Annotated in this window: 18 protein-coding genes; 7 read left to right on the top strand and 11 right to left on the bottom strand. The window is 41.0% G+C overall.

Annotated elements, in window-relative coordinates:
* Positions 1-49 precede the first annotated feature (49 nt).
* Positions 50-1,267, top strand: a complete 1,218-nt coding sequence (gene fabB / locus DY200_RS01115; protein ID WP_115586586.1) for a beta-ketoacyl-ACP synthase I — start codon at positions 50-52, stop codon at positions 1,265-1,267.
* A gap of 152 nt (positions 1,268-1,419) precedes the next feature.
* Here the strand turns inward: fabB and dxs are convergent, their stop codons facing one another.
* Together dxs and suhB are read right to left on the bottom strand one after the other, a co-directional pair.
* On the bottom strand, positions 1,420-3,273 hold the full coding sequence (gene dxs, locus DY200_RS01110) for a 1-deoxy-D-xylulose-5-phosphate synthase (RefSeq protein ID WP_115586585.1): 1,854 nt from the start codon (positions 3,271-3,273) through the stop codon (positions 1,420-1,422).
* Positions 3,274-3,393: 120 nt separating this feature from the next.
* Entirely contained in the window at positions 3,394-4,206 is an 813-nt protein-coding gene (gene suhB / locus DY200_RS01105; protein WP_115586584.1) for an inositol-1-monophosphatase, read from the bottom strand.
* A 166-nt stretch (positions 4,207-4,372) separates the two neighbouring features.
* Here suhB and DY200_RS01100 point away from each other — a divergent pair, with 166 nt between their 5' ends.
* Positions 4,373-5,470 (top strand): TrmH family RNA methyltransferase, encoded by a 1,098-nt coding sequence (locus DY200_RS01100; RefSeq protein ID WP_115586583.1) that lies wholly within the window; start codon positions 4,373-4,375, stop codon positions 5,468-5,470.
* A 61-nt stretch (positions 5,471-5,531) separates the two neighbouring features.
* Here DY200_RS01100 and DY200_RS01095 read toward each other — a convergent pair whose 3' ends face one another.
* The 9 genes from DY200_RS01095 to DY200_RS01055 all read right to left on the bottom strand — a co-directional run bounded on the left by DY200_RS01095 (position 5,532) and on the right by DY200_RS01055 (position 11,641).
* Positions 5,532-6,158, bottom strand: a complete 627-nt coding sequence (locus DY200_RS01095) for a LysE family transporter (protein WP_115586582.1) — start codon at positions 6,156-6,158, stop codon at positions 5,532-5,534.
* 8 nt (positions 6,159-6,166) lie between these two features.
* Complete coding sequence (locus DY200_RS01090) at positions 6,167-6,640, bottom strand: phosphatidylglycerophosphatase A family protein (RefSeq protein ID WP_115586581.1); 474 nt, start codon at positions 6,638-6,640, stop codon at positions 6,167-6,169.
* Between the two features lie 12 nt (positions 6,641-6,652).
* Positions 6,653-7,618, bottom strand: a complete 966-nt coding sequence (gene thiL, locus DY200_RS01085; protein ID WP_115586580.1) for a thiamine-phosphate kinase — start codon at positions 7,616-7,618, stop codon at positions 6,653-6,655.
* A gap of 63 nt (positions 7,619-7,681) precedes the next feature.
* Positions 7,682-8,095 (bottom strand): transcription antitermination factor NusB, encoded by a 414-nt coding sequence (nusB, locus tag DY200_RS01080; protein WP_115586579.1) that lies wholly within the window; start codon positions 8,093-8,095, stop codon positions 7,682-7,684.
* A gap of 125 nt (positions 8,096-8,220) precedes the next feature.
* Positions 8,221-9,519 carry a type IV pilus secretin PilQ gene (gene pilQ, locus DY200_RS01075; protein WP_172539903.1) on the bottom strand — a complete coding sequence of 433 codons (1,299 nt, stop codon included), beginning with the start codon at positions 9,517-9,519 and terminating at the stop codon, positions 8,221-8,223.
* Positions 9,520-9,530: 11 nt separating this feature from the next.
* Entirely contained in the window at positions 9,531-9,935 is a 405-nt protein-coding gene (locus DY200_RS01070; protein WP_005595974.1) for a hypothetical protein, read from the bottom strand.
* Positions 9,928-10,359, bottom strand: a complete 432-nt coding sequence (locus DY200_RS01065; protein ID WP_115587953.1) for a chromosome segregation protein — start codon at positions 10,357-10,359, stop codon at positions 9,928-9,930. Before DY200_RS01065 ends, DY200_RS01070 begins: the two co-directional genes overlap by 8 nt.
* Before the next feature lie 98 nt (positions 10,360-10,457).
* The gene (locus DY200_RS01060; RefSeq protein ID WP_115586578.1) at positions 10,458-10,979 is read right to left on the bottom strand and encodes a hypothetical protein; all 522 of its coding nucleotides are present in this window, start codon (positions 10,977-10,979) and stop codon (positions 10,458-10,460) included.
* Positions 10,961-11,641, bottom strand: a complete 681-nt coding sequence (locus DY200_RS01055) for a type IV pilus biogenesis protein PilM (protein WP_115586577.1) — start codon at positions 11,639-11,641, stop codon at positions 10,961-10,963. The genes DY200_RS01060 and DY200_RS01055 overlap by 19 nt, the downstream gene beginning before the upstream one ends.
* Before the next feature lie 138 nt (positions 11,642-11,779).
* On the opposite strand from DY200_RS01055, the gene DY200_RS01050 reads away from it, so the two are divergent.
* The 5 genes from DY200_RS01050 to DY200_RS01030 all read left to right on the top strand — a co-directional run bounded on the left by DY200_RS01050 (position 11,780) and on the right by DY200_RS01030 (position 18,553).
* Positions 11,780-14,347, top strand: coding sequence for a penicillin-binding protein 1A (locus DY200_RS01050; protein WP_115586576.1), 2,568 nt, complete (start codon positions 11,780-11,782; stop codon positions 14,345-14,347).
* Positions 14,348-14,608: 261 nt separating this feature from the next.
* On the top strand, positions 14,609-15,130 hold the full coding sequence (gene aroK / locus DY200_RS01045) for a shikimate kinase AroK (RefSeq protein WP_005618763.1): 522 nt from the start codon (positions 14,609-14,611) through the stop codon (positions 15,128-15,130).
* Positions 15,131-15,203: 73 nt separating this feature from the next.
* Positions 15,204-16,304, top strand: coding sequence for a 3-dehydroquinate synthase (gene aroB / locus DY200_RS01040; RefSeq protein WP_115586575.1), 1,101 nt, complete (start codon positions 15,204-15,206; stop codon positions 16,302-16,304).
* Positions 16,297-17,130 carry a Dam family site-specific DNA-(adenine-N6)-methyltransferase gene (locus DY200_RS01035; protein ID WP_115586574.1) on the top strand — a complete coding sequence of 278 codons (834 nt, stop codon included), beginning with the start codon at positions 16,297-16,299 and terminating at the stop codon, positions 17,128-17,130. Before aroB ends, DY200_RS01035 begins: the two co-directional genes overlap by 8 nt.
* 64 nt (positions 17,131-17,194) lie before the next feature.
* The gene (locus DY200_RS01030; RefSeq protein WP_115586573.1) at positions 17,195-18,553 is read left to right on the top strand and encodes a sodium-dependent transporter; all 1,359 of its coding nucleotides are present in this window, start codon (positions 17,195-17,197) and stop codon (positions 18,551-18,553) included.
* Positions 18,554-18,609: the final 56 nt, after the last annotated feature.

Here is an 18,609-nt window from a genome sequence, read left to right as displayed (position 1 = left end):
GTAAGCTGAATCTAATATCTTACGAAATCAATCTGATGAAGGAAACAAAATGAAAAGAGTCGTTATCACTGGTTTAGGCGTTATTTCTAGTATCGGTAACAATAAAGAAGAAGTTTTAGCTTCATTAAAAGAAGGTAAATCAGGTATTGAATTCGTTCCTGAATTTGCCGAAGTAGGCATGCGCAGCCAAGTTGCCGGCACAATCAAATTAAATCCGGCGGAATTAATCGATCGCAAGGTTTATCGTTTTATGGGTGATGCCGCCGCTTACGCTTACCTTTCAATGAAAGAAGCAATCGAAGATTCAGGTTTAAGCGAAGATCAAGTTTCAAACGATCGTACCGGTTTAGTTATCGGTGCGGGTACCGGTTCGGCACACAGCCAATTAGTGGCTTGCGATGCGGTACGCGGCCCGCGCGGCGTGAAAGCGGTCGGTCCTTATGCGGTAACTAAAACGATGGCGTCAAGCGTATCGGCATGTTTAGCGACCCCGTATAAAATCCGCGGCGTAAACTACTCAATCAGCTCGGCATGTGCGACTTCCGCTCACTGTATCGGCCATGCAATGGAATTAATCCAATTAGGTAAACAAGACGTAGTATTTGCCGGCGGTGCGGAAGAACTTTCCTGGGAATGCGCAACCGAATTCGATGCGATGGGTGCGGTTTCAACCAAATATAACGATAACCCGACTAAAGCAAGCCGTGCTTACGACGCAAACCGTGACGGTTTCGTTATCGCAGGCGGCGGTGCGGTGGTTGTCGTTGAAGAATTAGAACACGCTCTTGCGCGCGGTGCGAAAATCTATGCGGAAATCGTAGGTTACGGTGCGACTTCTGACGGTTACGATATGGTTGCGCCAAGCGGTGAAGGTGCGGAACGTTGTATGAAACAAGCGTTAGCAACGGTAAACGGCGAAGTGGAATACATTAACGTACACGGTACTTCTACACCAGTCGGCGATGTAAAAGAATTAGGTGCAATTAAAAACGTATTCGGTGATAAGAGCCCGGCGATTTCATCGACCAAATCAATGACGGGTCACTCTTTAGGGGCTGCAGGCGCACACGAAGCAATCTACTCGTTATTAATGTTAGAGAACGGCTTTATCGCTCCAAGCATTAACATCGAAACCTTAGACGAACAAGCGGAAGGCTTAAATATCGTGACCGAGCGTCAAGACAAAGCACTTACAACTGTAATGTCAAACAGCTTCGGCTTCGGCGGTACGAACGCTTGCTTAGTATTCCAAAAATACAACGGCTAATAGACAACCATATAAAGTAAAAAAAGTGCGTTTAATACGCACTTTTTTAATATCCTAAGCGGTGGGATTTTTCTCCTTTTTTGCAAGAAATATAAAAAATTAAACCGCTTGCGTTATAAAAAAGCTCATCTTGATAAGATGAGCTTTTTTGTTTATTGATTGACTACCGCTTGAATTCTCTGCTCAATGCCTGCCGCATCTAAGCCTAAATCCGCATAGCTTTCCGCTTGGGTCGCTTGTGGCACGAAGAAATCAGGAATACCAAGCATAACAAGCGGTCGAATTTTACCGATTTTTTGTAAATATTCATTTACCGCACTGCCTGCGCCGCCTTGAATCGCGTTTTCTTCCAAAGTCACCAATAATTCATGCGAATCCGCTAATTCCGCGACTAATTGTTCGTCAAGCGGTTTCACAAAACGCATATCCGCTAGTGTGTAGTTATATTTTTCCGCCACGATACGCGCTTCATTTAGCAATGGACCAAAATTTAGGATCGCCACTTTTTGCCCTTGCTGAATCAATTTACCTTTACCGACTTCAAGCGCTTGCATCGGTGCTAACGCCACGCCTTGAGCATTACCTCTCGGATAACGTACCGCTGTCGGCGTATTCATACGATAAGCCGTATAAAGCATTTGACGCATTTCATTTTCGTCCGACGGACACATAATCGTCATATTCGGGATACAGCGCATAAAACTCACGTCAAACGCACCTTGGTGAGTCTGCCCGTCTGCACCGACAATCCCGGCTCGGTCAATCGCAAAGATCACCGGTAAATTTTGAATCGCCACATCGTGAATCAGCTGATCATAAGCACGTTGCAAGAAACTCGAATAAATCGCCACCACCGGCTTATAACCGGCAATCGCCAAACCGGTGCCGAAAGTGACCGCATGCTGTTCGGCAATTGCAACATCAAAGTATTGCTCCGGGAAGCGTTTTGAAAATTCAACCATACCCGAACCTTCGCGCATTGCCGGTGTAATCCCGATTAACTTGCTGTCTTGCTCTGCCATTTCGCATAACCAATTACCGAAAATATCCGAATAGGTCGGAATCGTTTTTGATTTCGGTAATTGTCCGCACGTCGGGTCAAATTTAGGTACGCCGTGATAACCGATCGGATCATTTTCCGCCGGTTCGTAGCCTTTACCTTTTTTGGTACGAATATGTAAGAACTGCGGACCTTTCAACTCACGCATATTGCTTAACGTTTTTACCAACTCGTCAATATTATGACCGTCAATCGGACCGATATAGTTAAAACCAAGCTCTTCAAACAGGGTGCTTTCCGGCGAGATCACCCCTTTCATATGCTCTTCACTTTTCTTCATGAAGTTTTTAATGGTCGGGACTTTATCCAAAACTTTTTTACTGCCGTCGCGCACTGTCGTATAAATCGAGCCGGAGAAAATACGCGCCAAATGGTTGTTTAACGCACCGACATTCTCGGAAATCGACATTTCGTTATCATTTAAAATAACTAACATATCCGTATGCAACGCACCGGCATGATTCATTGCTTCAAACGCCATACCGGCGGTAATTGCACCGTCGCCGATTACGCATACGGTTTTACGTCCGGCATTCTCTTTTTCCGCCGCGACGGCAATACCGACACCGGCACTGATTGAGGTAGAGGAATGACCGACACTTAACACGTCATAAAGACTTTCTTCACGCCAAGGGAAAGGATGAATGCCGTTTTTTTGGCGAATGGTGTGCATTTGGTCGCGACGACCGGTAAGAATTTTATGCGGATAGGCCTGATGACCGACATCCCAAATCAATTGGTCAAAAGGGGTTTGATAAACATAATGCAAAGCCACCGTAAGCTCTACAACGCCTAAACCGGAGGCTAAATGACCGCTTGTTTGGCTAACCGATTCGAGTAAATAAGCGCGAAGCTCATCCGCGACAGGCTGTAATTGCTCTTTTGCAAGCAAACGCAAATCTTCCGGAGAATTGATTTGGCTTAACAGAGGATATTTGTTTTGCATAATGTTTTCTTTTTTAATTTAACCCACGTCCCACACGAATTAACACGGATATTGCAAAATAAGCGGAAAATTCGACCGCTTACTTGCTTTATCCGTGTAATCTATGGTTTAAATTTTAAATTAGTTTTTAAGATCTTCGGTTAATGTCGGTTGAATCGCATTTAGGATCTCTTTTACCACACGAGCCTGACCTGCTACGACATTACCTGATTTTAAGTAATCCGTACCGCCGACAAAATTCGTCACGATTGCACCCGCTTCACGTGCAATTAAATCACCCGCCGCGCAATCCCACGGTTTTAAACCGATTTCAAAATAACCGTCCACACGATTTGCCGCAACATAAGCTAGATCAAGTGCCGCAGAACCGGTACGACGGAAATCCGCCACGCCGTTATTCATTAAACCTTCTAGCATATTTAAGTGCGCAGGACGATGTTTAGCCGCTTTGAAAGGAAAGCCGGTTGCAAGTACGGTACCGTTTAAATCACGACGTTCCGTTTCTACACGTAAACGGAATTCATTGAGTTTTGCACCTTCACCGCGCACGGCAGTGAAAAGTTCATTACGGATTGGATCGTAAACCACTCCCACCGTGGTACGACCGTTTTCACGCACTGCGATAGATACTGCAAAATGAGGCAAACGTTTTACGAAGTTAGTTGTACCGTCTAATGGATCAATCACCCATTGCACATTTTCGTTTTCGCCTGCCAAAATACCTGACTCTTCGCCGACAATCGCATGATCAGGATAAGATTTACGGATTACTTCGATAATCGCCGCTTCCGCCGCTTTATCAATTGCCGTTACATAATCGTTTGTACCTTTTTGAGCCACTTCGATTTCACTCGCGGCTTGCTCATAGCCTTTAGCAATAATATTGCCTGCTTTTCGTGCAGCACGAATAGCAATGTTTAACATTGGGTTCATAATTCCACCGGATTTTAAAGAACATAAAAAGACAACCGATTATAAAGAAACTCGATAAATAAAGAAATAACAAGCGGTCTGATTCTCAAAATTTTTTGCAAAAAAGCGGTATTTTACTCAGTGAATAAACTATAATAGCCCGAAATTTTCCCTAAGGAACAATCAAATGAAACCAAAATTTAATGAAAACAAACCTCGCTTTCAGACCGTTGATGAGCGCCGTGATAATAAATTCCAAACAAAATCAAACCGCTTTAACGATGAACATCACTCAAATCGCCGCGAACAACGTAATGACCGTTCTTCAAACCGATTCGAAGATAAACCTCGTTTTGATAAACCGAAATTCGGCGGCGACAAAGCACGCTTTGATCGTAAAGATCGCCAAGAAGCTCGTGAAGCGATTTACCCGATAATCGGTAAAAAAGCCGCTGGCGAAGGCAGCGTACAAATTAGCGTAAAGGGCGGCAATAACACAATTAAAGAGAAAAAAACCGGACCGCTTTCTCCTCGCGCACCGGAGAAAATTAAGAAAAATCGTGCGGAAGAAATGAAAGTGTACGGCGAAAACGCTTGCCTTGCATTGTTTAAACAAAGACCGGATGCGATTGTTCGCTTATGGGCAACCGTAGAAGGCGCGAAAAAGTTAGGCGATATGCTTAGCTACCTAGCCGAACACAAAAAAGCTTATCATGTGGTGGATCGTGCCGAAATGGAACGTGTCACCGGCACGGAACACCACGGTGATGTCTGTTTATTAGTCAAAAAAGCTGTGCCGTTCTCATTAGAAGGCTATTTACAAGTACCGCGTAAACGTGATTGTTTAGTCTTACTGGATGCAGTAAACAATGCACAAAACGTAGGCGGTATTATTCGCACTTGTGCTTTCTATGGGGTGAGCGGCGTGATTGTCGAAAGTGCCGATACGCTTAATTCAAGCGCTGCGGCACGTGTTGCCGAAGGCGGTTTAGAATTTGTTCGCCCGCTCGAAACGAAACATAAACAAATCGCACTGACGCAATTACGTCATGCCGGTTATCAAATCGTCCATTTAACCCGCAATAAACAAGCAACTTCGCTGGCAAAAACCAAATTAGCTACAAAAACGGTATTCGTATTAAGTGAAATTCCGGCACAAGACGTTGAATATCTGGAAGATACCACCGTACAGCTTTCTTTTGAAAACCCGCTTAACAGCGGCTTAAATGTGGCGGTAAGTGCAGGTATTGTGCTGAATCAATGGTACCAAACGCATATCGTTTAAGATTGAAACTAAAAAAACAGGCTTACGCAAAAACGTAAGCCTGTTTTACTTTAGAACTTTGTTAGCTTATTAGCCCTTTTATTCCGTCAAAAATTAAAATCACGCCGAATACAATAAAGATCACACCGGCGACATTATCAATATAGCGGCTATATTTTGTATAAAATTCTTGTACCGGTCGGCGAGAAAACAGCAATGCTACTAATATAAAATAAATTAGCGTTGAAAATACGAACAAAAATAATAAAAGAAATAGATCAGAAGTTTGAGTAAATTGAGCAAGAAATGCTGAAACAACACTCGTAAAATAAACACCTGCTTTAGCATTAAAAATATTGATTAATAAGCCTTTTTTAATTTCAGTCATATTATCTAACGTTCTAAGATTCGTTGCCTCATTTGTGAATGTTGCATTTTTTGTAACTCTCACCATAAGTGAACCGATATAAGATAAATATATGCCGCCAATTACCATAATTAAAAATTGGAACACTGTACCAATCGTATTACTCAGCCAAGCCAAACCGAAAATAGCAAAACTCGCCCAAAAAATAATTCCTAATGAAATCCCGATTGCCGCTAAAATGCCCGCTTTAGTTGAATGACTTGCCGATTGGCGTACCACATAAAAAAAATCCGGACCGGGGCTGGCTAAGCCTGCTAGATGAACCAACAGAATGGTAAGCATATACTCTCCTAAATAAACCAATAAATTAAATGTAAAACAATCAGAGCATAAATTGCGGCAAGAATATCGTCAAACATAATGCCTAAACCGGTTTCCAATTTTTCATCGAAATAACGAATCGGATAAGGTTTTAGTACATCAAAGAAACGGAAACAAATAAACGTCAGTATATAAACCAGCCAATTATATTCGGGCAAAAATGCAAACATCAGAAAGATTGCCACAATTTCATCCCACACAATGCGGCCGTCATCATGCACGTTTAGATCACGACTGGTTTTTTCGCAAATATGGCAGCCGGCAATAAAGCTCACAAGAGTTAAACCGATAAAAAATAGAGAACTCTCGGTCAAATTCCACAATAAAACGGCAATCAAAACACCGGCAAGCGAACCCCAAGTTCCCGGAGCCGGCTTTAATAAACCGGAGCCGAAACCGCAAGCGAATAAATGAATCGGATTTTTTAAGTTAAAATTTTTCATCGTTATTTTTTATTATGACTTGAAATGATCAAAACCGGATTGAGTTGGTAACGGAACCTGTTTGCCATTTTGGCGTAAAATCAGACCGCTTGCTGCCGGCGTAATCCTACCGATACAGCTTACCTTAATCCCTTGAGAACGTAAAATTCGCTCCATTTCCGACCGCTTGTCATCCGATACCGTAAAACACAATTCATAATCTTCGCCACCGGTCAAAGCAAAATGAAGCGCTTCTTTCTCACTATATTTAGTCGTTAGATGGGTAGAAAGCGGTATATTATCCAATTCGATTTCGGCACCAACTTGACTGCGTTCCAAAATATGACCTAAATCCGCTAATAAACCGTCAGAAATATCGATCGCACAACAGGAAAACGCTCGTAGAGCAAGCCCCAATTCGACTCTTGGTGTAGGTCGTAAATGGCGTTGTACCAAATAGCGGTCGGATTCATCCGAAATTTTGCAATGATTCAACAATAGCGATAAACCGGCTGCACTATCGCCTAAGCTACCGGAAACAAAAATCCAGTCACCGACTTGCGCTTGATGTCGAAACAATCCCTGATCTTGCGGTAAAATACCTTGTGCGGTAAGCGTTAGCGAAAGCGGCCCACCGGTAGTATCACCACCGATCAAATCCACATGATAACGCTCTAACACAGCAAATAGACTTTGGCTAAATTCAGCAAGCCACTGATGATCAACTTTCGGTAAAGTTAAAGCTAAAGAAACCCATGCAGGAGCAGCTCCCATTGCAGCCAAATCACTCAAATTGATCGCTAAAGTTTTATAGGCTAGATCCGCAGCGGAAATAGACGGAAGAAAATGGGTTCCAGATACAAGTGTATCGGTAGTAATCGCTAAACGTTCATCCGGCTTTAAGGTGGTAACCGCACAGTCATCACCTACGGATAAATCCACGTCCGAACGGACCTTATTACGTTTAAAATATTGTGCAATAACTTCAAATTCCGTCATTTTTCTTCCCTCAAATAGCAAAAAAGAAGGTGAACTAATGCTCACCTTCTTTTTACCCATAAATTATTTACGACCTAAAGCCGGTGCTAATTTATCTAAAATACCGTTGATATACTTATGGCTATCGTCCGAACCGAATACTTTCGCCACTTCAATACCTTCATTAATCACTACTTTATAAGGTACGTCAAGTTCATATTTTAATTCGTATGCCGAAAGACGTAAGATGGTGCGTTCAATCGGATCCACCTCATCTTCCGCACGGTCTAAAAACGGACGAAGCTCGTTATCAATCGCTTCTACATATAAAACCGTACCGCGTAATAATTTACGGAAATAAGGCAAATCAACACCGCTCATATCTTGGTCCGTGACAAATGATAATTCGACTTCTTCTACACTGTTTTGCGATACATACCAAGAATAAAGAGCCTGAACCGCACACTCTCTGGCACGGCGACGTGGGGAAACTTTCATAAAACCTCTGCGTTTATCATAAAGAGCAAAATGGCGGCATTTTAATCAACCGCCACATAAAAATTCGTATGCAATTATTAAATAACTTATTGCAATTTAAGGGAGAGATTTTAGCACAAGTTATTCTATTTTGGCGGTAATTTCTGTGAAGAATGTGAGGAAATTTGCGGTTGTCCATTTTTAACAATGTAAGGCGTCACAAAAATCACTAGTTCACGCTTACTAATTTTATCACTAGAATGGCTAAATAACTTTTTAATGACCGGAATTGAACCTAAAATCGGCACGCTGTCCTCACCTTTTGCGGTTAAATGCTGAAAAATACCGCCTAGCACAATCGTTTCGCCATGCTGAGCAAATACTTGCGTATTCAGTTCCTGCTTATCAATCGTCACTAAGCCTTGTAGGGTTGAACCGGTCGAATTCGGTGAATTTTGTGTTACAATTAGATCGAGTAAAATTTGCTTATCATTTGAAATATGCGGCGTCACTTGTAAGCCTAAAACCGCTTCTTTAAATTCGATATTTTTCACTTCGTCTTTACGGTTATACAGCACATAAGGAATTTCCGTTCCTTGCTTAATGCTTGCCGGCTTCTTATTGGTGGTTAATAAACGAGGGCTGGCGATAATCTCAACATTATTTTCTTGTTCCAAAGCGGTAAGTTCCAAATCAAGCACTCGCCCATTAATTTTCGCCACTTGTAGTGCAACAGAAGCGGCATTATTTACCGGAAAATTTACGTTTAAACGATTAGTATTCGGTAATCCGTTCGCTTCAAGCGAACCGGCAATTTTATGGTATCCGTTTGTAGGAGCAAATATCCCCCAGCGTACGCCTAATTCTTGTAAATTCTCACTGCTTATCGTGACAATTCTCGCTTCAATTGCAATCTGTTCGGTCGGTTTGTCTAAATTTCTGATTAATTGCACGATATTTTTCATCGATTCCGGACTGTCTTTAATAATCAAACTGTTACTACGATCATCAAAATGCAAATAGCCGTTTTCCGATAAAAAATGACCGCTTCCTTTGGTTAAAGATTCAATCACTTCCGCCGCCTTCGCATAATCTAATTTTATTGTCTTAGTGATCAATTTAGGTTTCAATAAATCCGGATTTACGCCTATTGCCTCAGCCGCTTTCTCATCTTTTTTATGCCCGATAAAATAGATCTGTTTTTCGTATGCACTCGTGAGTTTATTCGCCCGAGTAATACTTTTTAATACGCTGTCAAAATCACTATTTTCAATTCTTAATGTAGTATTTGTCTCAATATTGTCGCTTAACACGATATTTTTACCGTATTCTTCGGCTAAATAACTTAAAATTTCCGCTGTCGGCGCATTTTTCAGCGAGAGAGAAAAAGTATTTGCCATAACCGGCGTTAATATAAACAGGAGCGACCAAATCATTTTTCGCATTCTTGTTCCACCTATAATTTTAAGATAACCGGGGTCGGAGACTCACAATTTTTCTCTGTTTGCCAATTAATATAACGAATAGATTTTAAATCAATGTCTATAATCTGGATTAATTCATCTGCCAGCCAATCATTCACTTGTAAATCAAACAGTTGCTTTTGAGCATCCATCAAAATCGCTTTATATTTATCCTCTTTTTTCAACACGCCGATAAATTTTAACTGCGTGAGTTTCGCGGGCAAGTAACGGGAAATTTGTGGTAATGAGATATTACAAGCGGTCAAATTTTCCGTATTCATTGCAATTTCCGTATCTGCTGAAAACGTTGGGTTTTCTCTCGCTAATTTCTCACCGTAAAACGGATCGGCAACACTTATTGATGAGAATATAAATAAGATCCAAATATATTTACTCATTTTTATCCTCCGTTACGATAACATTCGCCTTTAACTGTAATTGTTTATCTTGTTTTAATTTAATCAAATGAATAGTTTTAAACTTTAACAAACTATTTTCGGATAGTATTCTAATTAATTTAAATATATTCGACACTTGATGAGTGACTGAAAAATAAATTGATTTTTCCTGTTCCAGTTCCCATTGCAGCTGTTCCGGTTTTACTTGATTATCTGTAAATATAATTTGTAGTTGCTGATTAAGCAGGCTAACGTATTGTTCTTTCTCCGCCAACTGTTGATGATATTGTGAAACGCTTTGATAAAGCCTATATTCTTGTTCGACTTCTTCCGTTAATCGTTGCTGGTTAAATAATAACTCTTGGTGAGAATAAGACTCGTATAAATATCGATATAACGGATAACTGATTATTAAAATAAACATAATTAAGCAAACGGTTTTAAAATAAGTTTGTATAAAAGATAAAACACGAAACAAATAATTATTAGGTAATAAATAAAGTCTATTAAGTGACAACATCATTATTCTCGTAACATAATATTAAAAACAAATTCGATTTCTTGTTGTTCATTCAGTTGAAAACTGACTAAGGAATATTTAAATGTCTTTTGCTCGGATAAATATTTTTCTAATCGTTCAAATTGATCGGAATTGATTAAAACCCCGACTATCTTCATAATTGGCATATCATCATATTCAAAAATAGCTTCTTCTACCCCGCCTTGCGGTAACGGCAAACTTTGTAACAGATTTAAAAATGCGCCGACTTGGCTCTTAGTAAAGGTTTGAACGGTATCTCGTATCGGTGAACTTCGATATTGCTCCAACTTTCTATGCAAATTATCTCGTTCCGCTTTCAATTGCTGATTTTGTTTTGCAAGCGGTCTGTTTTGTTGATTTATTTGTAAAGCGGCTAATTGCAAATGGACGGCAAGACCTATCGCAACGCTCACGATTAAAACTAAACAACAAAATTGTTTATAGATCTTACTTTTCCATTGTCTTACTCGAAAATCGGTTAAATTTATTCCCCGCCATTCCATAAACTCGCCCCTAATGCGGTTAAATATAAAACAGGATCCGTTATCGAATCCGGTAATTCCAGCTGCTTTAAATGGCAATTTGCTTGTGTAAGATCCGTATTAAATTCAACGCCTTTAGGCGTCAATTTAAAAGTTTTATTTTCTAACGCATAAATTCTGTCTTGTTGCGCCAGTTCCGAACTTGATAAATAGTTGAAACCGCGAACAAAGCAATAAAGCTCACAATCAAGAATCGTATTCGGTTGAATGAAAAGTGAGTCAGCATAATTTTTACGTAATGCATAAATAATTACTCGAACCAAATTGTCATTCGGTAGAGGAAAGCATTGGTAATCGAAATAAACTTCTTCAATTGCAAGCGGTAATTCTTGGCGCAAAACTTGTAAAATCTGTCGATAAATCATGGCTTGATCATAATTAATCGGTAAGAACAGATATTTTCGCCAAATATATTGAAAAGGAACGGATCGAATAAAAACAGGATTTTTAAGACATTCAATCGCTTGCGGTAAAGTAAAGCGATTGTCATCCGTTTTGAGTTGCCAATAAGTTTCCCTTTGCTCCTGATATTCAAAGGAAAAGCATCGATAAGCCTGATTTTCACTGATTCCAATCGAATAATTTTTAGATTCTTTTTTGAACGATTCGGCGAATTTTTTCACAATTTTAATTCCTTAAATCAACTTTATTCGATTTTTAAGCGGTTTTTTTAACATTTTTGGCTTATACTTATATTTTTAATGTAACTATATCTTGGCAATAACTTTTATTTCCGTCATTTACCAGAAGAGAATTTTTCGATGAAGATCGCAAAAATAATATTAAGTGCCTTACTTTCACTTATTATTTTAGGTGGCATCGCCGCCGGCTTAGCTTATATACATATCAGAGACAGTTTGCCGAATGTGTCTAGCTTAAAAACAGTTGAGTTGCAGCAGCCGATGCAGATCTTTACTGCAGACGGCAAATTAATCGGTGAAGTCGGCGAACAACGTCGTATCCCGGTGAAATTAGCCGAAATTCCGCAAACGCTGATTGATGCGGTAATTGCGACCGAAGACGTGCGTTTTTATGACCATAAAGGTATTGATCCGAAAGGGATCGTTCGAGCGATTTGGCGTTCCAGTCAAGGCGATACCCAAGGTGCAAGTACCATTACCCAACAGTTGGCTCGTAACTTTTTCTTAACGCCAGAACGTAATTTGGAACGTAAGCTCAAAGAAGCGATTCTTGCGCTTGAAATCGAGAAAGTACTAACGAAAGACGAAATTCTTGAGCTTTACCTCAATAAAATTTATCTAGGTTATCGTTCACACGGCGTTGCCGCCGCAGCCAAAACCTATTTTGGTAAGAGCCTCGATCAACTGACTTTAGGTGAAATGGCGATTATTGCCGGCTTACCGAAAGCACCATCGACCATGAACCCGCTTTATTCGGTAAAACGTGCTGAAGCGCGCCGTAATGTGGTATTGGGTCGAATGTTAGAAGTCGGTAAAATTACTCAACAGCAATATGATCAAGCGAAAGCGGAAACAGTAAAAGCGACGTTTTACGGTACCGCTTTGGAATTCCGAGCCGATTACGTTACCGAGATGGTTCGCCAAGAAATGGTTAAACGTTACGGTGAGGACGTGGCATATAATAAAGGTTTTAAAGTGTATGCGACCGTGCTTTCAACCGACCAAAAAGCGGCGCAAGACGCATTAAGCGAGAACTTGATTAATTATGATCGCCGTCACGGTTGGCGCGGTGCCGAAAAACTTTGGAGCGGTAAAGAGGCTTGGGACGACGAGAAAATTATCGACCATCTAAGTAAATTGCCGAATTCCGATCCGTTTATCGGTGCGGCTGTTATGGCGGTCGGAAAAAACGGCTATACCATTATGTTACCTAACGGCGATAAAGAGGAATTACAAAAATCGAATGCCGTATTCGGCAAACAAATTAAGCTCAACGTAGGCGAACAAATTTGGGTTCGTAAACATAAAAACGGTAAAGATTGGCAACTTGGTCAGATTCCTGAAGTGAATTCGGCATTAGTTTCGTTAAACAGCGATAACGGTGCGATTGAAGCGATTGTCGGCGGTTTTAGTTTTGAACAAAGTCGTTTTAATCGAGCGACACAATCGCTCGTGCAAGTCGGTTCATCAATTAAACCGTTTATTTATGCAGCGGCTATGAATAAAGGTTTAAGTCTTTCCACGACACTAAGCGACTTGCCGATTACCATTACTAAAAAAGGACAAAAACCGTGGACGCCTAAAAATGCGGATAATCGTTATGAAGGCCCGTTACGCTTACGTGTCGCACTCGGTAAGTCTAAAAATATGATTGCCATTCGCGCATTACAGATGGCGGGTGTAGATTACGTTGCGGAATATCTTGAGCGTTTCGGCTTCAATCGAGATCAATTTGTAGCGACCGAAGCGCTCGCTTTAGGCGCAGCTTCATTTACTCCGCTGGAAATGGCAAGAGGCTATGCCGTGTTTGATAACGGCGGTTACTTAATCGAACCTTATATTATTGAACGTATTTTAGATAATCAGGGTAACGAATTATTTAAAGCGAATCCGGCTATTGCTTGTATGGATTGTAATATAGGCGTTAAATATCCTGAACCGACCTATTTCGACGGCGTGAAGATTCATGATGAAACGCAATTACAAGGAAACTCGGAAATCTCGGAAAATGATGAAAGTAACGATACTTCGGCAGAGAATGACGATGAGCTCGAAATTAAACCGGCGGTAAAATCCGATGCGCCGAGTTTAATGACCGAAGCGGCACAAAACGGTACGGAAACCCGTTATGCGCCGCGCGTTATCAGCGGCGAACTCGCCTTCCTGATGCGTAGCGCATTGAACAGTGCGATTTACGGGGAACCGGGGCAAGCATGGAACGGAACCAGTAAAGCGCTTGCAAATGAATTTAAACGTAAAGATATCGGCGGAAAAACCGGTACGACCAATAATTCGAAAGTCACTTGGTATGCCGGTTTCGGTGCGAATATCGTGACTACGGTCTATGTCGGCTTCGACGATAATAAGCGTGATTTGGGTAAAGGCGAAGCGGGAGCCAGAACCGCAATGCCGGCTTGGATTAAATATATGAAAGTGGCGTTAGCGGATAAAAAGGAAAGAACGCCGGCAATGCCACCGAATATTATCGAAACTAAAATCGATAGCGTAAGCGGTTTCCTCGGTAATAACTTAACCGAATACTTTATTAAAGGAACCGAACCGACGAAAAAATATATCGTAGAAAAAGCCTATAAATTACCTCAAGAGGCGAAACCGCATTTAGAACAACGACTGGGCTTACCGCCGAAAGAATTATTAAATTCACCGGGTAGCTTCGAGTTATTCTAAAAAATAATTTATGAAATATTTTAGGGATTATCTCCCTATGAGGTTGAATCGGGTATGGTTTCTTGCGATAATCATACCCAATTATTTTGGGCAATTTGTGGTATTTCTTATACTAAACATAATCGAAAAAATATTTGCAAAATTTTTCGTAAAACAGACCGCTTGCCGTTGCTAAAAACACGAAGCAATTGAGCATTAGCGGTCGTTTTTTTCCACAAATTGAATTTGTCACATAATATTGAAATAAAAGAAGAACAAACGATGGCAGAAAAACGTAATATTTTCCTTATAGGTCCTATGGGTGCGGGCAAAAGCACCATTGGTCGTCAGCTCGCTCAAATGCTAGGAATGGAATTTATTGATTCTGACGCAGTAATTGAAGAACGTGCCGGTGCCGATATCGATTGGATTTTTGACCTTGAAGGCGAAACCGGTTTTCGTAAGCGTGAAGAACGTATTATTAACGAGCTTACGCAAAACCAAGGTGTTGTATTATCAACCGGCGGCGGTTCGGTGTTATCCAAAGAAAATCGCAACGTCTTGTCCGCTCGCGGTATCGTTATCTACCTTGAAACTACGGTGGATAAACAATTCGAGAGAACGCAACGCGATAAAAAACGTCCGTTGCTGCAAACGGAGAATCCTCGTGAAACGCTGGAAGCACTGGCAAAAGTACGCAATCCGCTCTATGAAGAAATTGCGGACATTACGCTACAAACCGATGAGCAAAGCGCTAAACTGGTTGCGACACACATCATTGAACTGATTGATAATCTTCAATAAGTTACCCGGGATTAAACTCCCCTATAAATATAATTCGCACATCATTAAATGTGTCGAGATGAGGAAGTAAAATATGTTGCAAGTCAATGTCGAATTAAAAGAGCGTCGTTATCCGATAACCATCGGAGCGGGTTTACTCGGTGATCCGAACAGCTATTCTTCGCTGAAAGCGGGAGATAAGGTGATGATTGTTTCAAATCCTACCGTCGCCGCACATTATCTTGCAACAGTAACAAATACGCTTAACGGATTAGGTTGTAGTGTTGATTCCGTACTCATTCCTGACGGAGAAAAATATAAGACCTTAGATTCGCTCAATATGATTTTTACCGCATTATTGGAAAAAAATCATAACAGAGACACCACGCTTATCGCTTTAGGCGGCGGTGTGATCGGCGATGTTGCGGGTTATGCGGCGGCATCTTATCAACGCGGTATTCGTTTTATCCAAATCCCAACGACATTACTGGCTCAGGTCGATTCGTCGGTCGGCGGCAAAACGGCGGTTAATCATCCGCTCGGCAAAAATATGATTGGAGCGTTCTATCAGCCGATTTCTGTGATTATTGATACGAATACCTTACAAACCCTTCCTAAACGAGAAGTGAGTGCGGGACTTGCCGAAGTCATTAAGTACGGTGTGATCTTTGATATTCATTTCTTTGAATGGTTGGAAAGTAATATCCATCATTTAGTCGCATTAAAACAAAATGAATTGGAATACTGTATTCAACGTTGTTGCCAGTTAAAAGCCGATGTGGTGGCGCGTGACGAAACGGAAAAGGGTGACCGAGCCTTACTCAACTTAGGGCATACGTTCGGTCATGCGATTGAAGCTCATCTCGGATACGGAAATTGGTTACACGGTGAAGCCGTTTCGGTCGGGATGTTGGAGGCGGCGGAATTATCCCGCATCTTAGGCGATTTATCCGCTCAAGATGTTTCTCGTCTGGAAAGATTACTGGCACAAGCCGTACTGCCGACAATATCGCCGGACGGAATGGAACCTAGCGAATATTTGCCTTATATGTGGCGCGATAAAAAAGTACTGGGCGGTCAATTACGTCTTGTCTTGTTAAAATCACTGGGAAAAGCCTACGTTACGGCACAAGCGTCGGAGCAACAAGTCTTGTCTGCGATTGAAAGATTTACACAACGTGAGTTTCATGAGTAATAAAAGAGCCTTTCTCAAGTGGGCGGGAGGAAAATACCGCTTAACGACCGAAATTCGTAAACATTTGCCCCCTAAGTCTGCTCAGGGGGCTTGTTTCGTTGAACCTTTCGTTGGAGCCGGTTCCGTCTTTTTAAATACGGATTACGAACGTTATCTACTTGCGGACATTAACCCCGATTTAATTAATTTATTCAATATCATCAAACATGATGTCGAACATTATATTAAAGAAACCAAAACGCTTTTTTTAGCTTCCGAAGCGAATACCGCCTCTTTTTATTACGCTCGCCGCCAAGAATTTAATCGTTCGTCCGATAAGTTCAGGCGCTCGGTACTGTTTCTTTATTTGAATCGTTTCGGCTTTAACGGCTTATGCCGCTATAACCAAAAACATGAATATAACGTACCGTTCGGAGCTTATAAAACGCACTATTTTCCTGAAAACGAATTACGTTTTTTCGCTGAAAAAGCGCAAAAAGCCGAATTTATCTGTGCCGATTTTGAACAGGTTTTTGCCCGCTTGTATCAAGCTCCCGACAATTATATTATTTATTGCGATCCGCCGTACGCCCCCTTGCAACAAGATACTAATTTTACTCACTATGCCGGCGGCGGGTTCAGCCTCGTGCAGCAGGAAAAATTAGCTCAGCTCGCAAGACAGGCGCAGACAAATAATATTCCCGTATTGATTTCAAACCATGACACGGCGTTTACCCGACAAATCTACCATGGTGCAAAAATCAAAAAAATTAAAGTTCAACGTTCTATCGGGCAGCGAGCCGATTCTCGTATTAAAGTAGATGAACTGTTTGCACTCTTCTTATAATTTGCAAAAATTTCTTAAAATCTTACCGCTTGCTTTGCGGAAATAGCCTAACTTAGGAGTAATAATGGCGAATAAATCTGTAGAACGCCAATCTTGGTCAAATAGATTGGCTTATGTGATGACGGTTGCAGGGGCGACCGTCGGTTTCGGGGCGACTTGGCGTTTTCCTTATTTAGTCGGAGAAAACGGCGGCGGTGCCTATGTATTTTTATTTTGTATTGCGATGATTGTGATCGGTATTCCGATGATTTTGGTTGAAAACGTTATCGGTCGTCGTATTAAAGTCAATGCAATCGATGCTTTCGGCGGAATGGCAAACGGTAAAAAAATTGCTTCGGGTTGGAAAATTCTCGGTTATATGGGCTTACTCGGTGCTTTCGGTATCTTAGCCTACTATATGGTACTGGGCGGTTGGGTATTAAATTATATCAGCAGTTTAATTAGCGGCACTTTAGATCTTTCCACTCCGGTTACGGTTGAAACAACCGCATCTTACTATAAGGAAAGTATCCAAAACAGCCCGATGGCGATTATCGGTTATACCGCTTTATTCGTCTTGGTAAACTATTTTATTTTGAGTAAAGGGATCGTGGACGGTATTGAACGTTCGGTTAAATACCTTATGCCGTTACTCTTTGTCTTCTTACTTGTCATGGTTATTCGCAATGTTACCTTACCGGGAGCGGCGGAAGGGATCGCATTTTACCTAATGCCCGATTTTTCTAAAATTACGCCGAAACTTTTCGTATTCGTATTAGGGCAAGTATTCTTTGCGTTAAGCCTCGGTTTCGGTGTATTAATCACGCTTTCCAGCTATTTGGATAAAAATGAGAATTTAGTTAAAACCGCTACCATTACCGGTATTATGAATACCTTGATTGCGGTACTCGCCGGTTTTATGATTTTCCCGTCATTATTTAGTTTTGGCGTGGCACCGAATTCAGGCCCTACGTTGGTTTTCCAAAGTTTGCCGATTGTCTTCTCTAATATGTGGGGCGGAACGGTTTTTGCCATTATTTTCTTCAGTTTACTCGTTGTAGCGGCACTGACTACTTCATTAACGATTTATGAAGTGATTATTACCTCTTTACAGGAAAAAACGCAGATGAGCCGTAAAAAAGCGATTGCGGTTACGCTGTTTACGATTTTTGTGATTGGTAATATTCCGTCGGTATTAGGCGATAATCTTTGGCAAAATATTCGTATCATGGACAAAAGTATTTTTGATGCTTTCGACTATATCAGCGGCAATATTTTATTTATCCTTACCGCATTAGGTAGTGCGATTTTTGTAGGATTCGTTTTGAAAGATGAGGCGAAAAAAGAATTAGGGGCAGGAACAGTCTTCACGAATATTTGGTTTAATTACGTCAAATTCGTTATTCCGGTCATTATCTTAGTAATATTCTTCAACTCTCTTTAAAGTAACAAAAAAGGCTATTCTATCGAATAGCCTTTTTTATCATAAAATAGATGAGT

Origin of the sequence: Actinobacillus lignieresii (assembly GCF_900444945.1) — a bacterium.
GTDB classification, from domain to species: Bacteria; Pseudomonadota; Gammaproteobacteria; order Enterobacterales; family Pasteurellaceae; genus Actinobacillus; species Actinobacillus lignieresii.
This window is presented reverse-complemented; position numbering and strand designations above follow the sequence as displayed.

What these genes read in the sequence shown, in the direction of transcription:
- dxs (WP_115586585.1), bottom strand. Translation starts at nt 3,273, where the DNA reads ATGCAAAACAAATATCCTCTGTTAAGCCAAATCAATTCTCCGGAAGAT.
- aroB (WP_115586575.1), top strand. Translation starts at nt 15,204, where the DNA reads ATGTTGCAAGTCAATGTCGAATTAAAAGAGCGTCGTTATCCGATAACC.
- pilQ (WP_172539903.1), bottom strand. Translation starts at nt 9,519, where the DNA reads ATGCGAAAAATGATTTGGTCGCTCCTGTTTATATTAACGCCGGTTATG.
- fabB (WP_115586586.1), top strand. Translation starts at nt 50, where the DNA reads ATGAAAAGAGTCGTTATCACTGGTTTAGGCGTTATTTCTAGTATCGGT.
- aroK (WP_005618763.1), top strand. Translation starts at nt 14,609, where the DNA reads ATGGCAGAAAAACGTAATATTTTCCTTATAGGTCCTATGGGTGCGGGC.
- DY200_RS01065 (WP_115587953.1), bottom strand. Translation starts at nt 10,359, where the DNA reads ATGTTTATTTTAATAATCAGTTATCCGTTATATCGATATTTATACGAG.
- DY200_RS01050 (WP_115586576.1), top strand. Translation starts at nt 11,780, where the DNA reads ATGAAGATCGCAAAAATAATATTAAGTGCCTTACTTTCACTTATTATT.
- DY200_RS01035 (WP_115586574.1), top strand. Translation starts at nt 16,297, where the DNA reads ATGAGTAATAAAAGAGCCTTTCTCAAGTGGGCGGGAGGAAAATACCGC.
- DY200_RS01090 (WP_115586581.1), bottom strand. Translation starts at nt 6,640, where the DNA reads ATGAAAAATTTTAACTTAAAAAATCCGATTCATTTATTCGCTTGCGGT.
- DY200_RS01030 (WP_115586573.1), top strand. Translation starts at nt 17,195, where the DNA reads ATGGCGAATAAATCTGTAGAACGCCAATCTTGGTCAAATAGATTGGCT.
- DY200_RS01095 (WP_115586582.1), bottom strand. Translation starts at nt 6,158, where the DNA reads ATGCTTACCATTCTGTTGGTTCATCTAGCAGGCTTAGCCAGCCCCGGT.
- thiL (WP_115586580.1), bottom strand. Translation starts at nt 7,618, where the DNA reads ATGACGGAATTTGAAGTTATTGCACAATATTTTAAACGTAATAAGGTC.
- suhB (WP_115586584.1), bottom strand. Translation starts at nt 4,206, where the DNA reads ATGAACCCAATGTTAAACATTGCTATTCGTGCTGCACGAAAAGCAGGC.
- DY200_RS01070 (WP_005595974.1), bottom strand. Translation starts at nt 9,935, where the DNA reads ATGAGTAAATATATTTGGATCTTATTTATATTCTCATCAATAAGTGTT.
- nusB (WP_115586579.1), bottom strand. Translation starts at nt 8,095, where the DNA reads ATGAAAGTTTCCCCACGTCGCCGTGCCAGAGAGTGTGCGGTTCAGGCT.
- DY200_RS01060 (WP_115586578.1), bottom strand. Translation starts at nt 10,979, where the DNA reads ATGGAATGGCGGGGAATAAATTTAACCGATTTTCGAGTAAGACAATGG.
- DY200_RS01100 (WP_115586583.1), top strand. Translation starts at nt 4,373, where the DNA reads ATGAAACCAAAATTTAATGAAAACAAACCTCGCTTTCAGACCGTTGAT.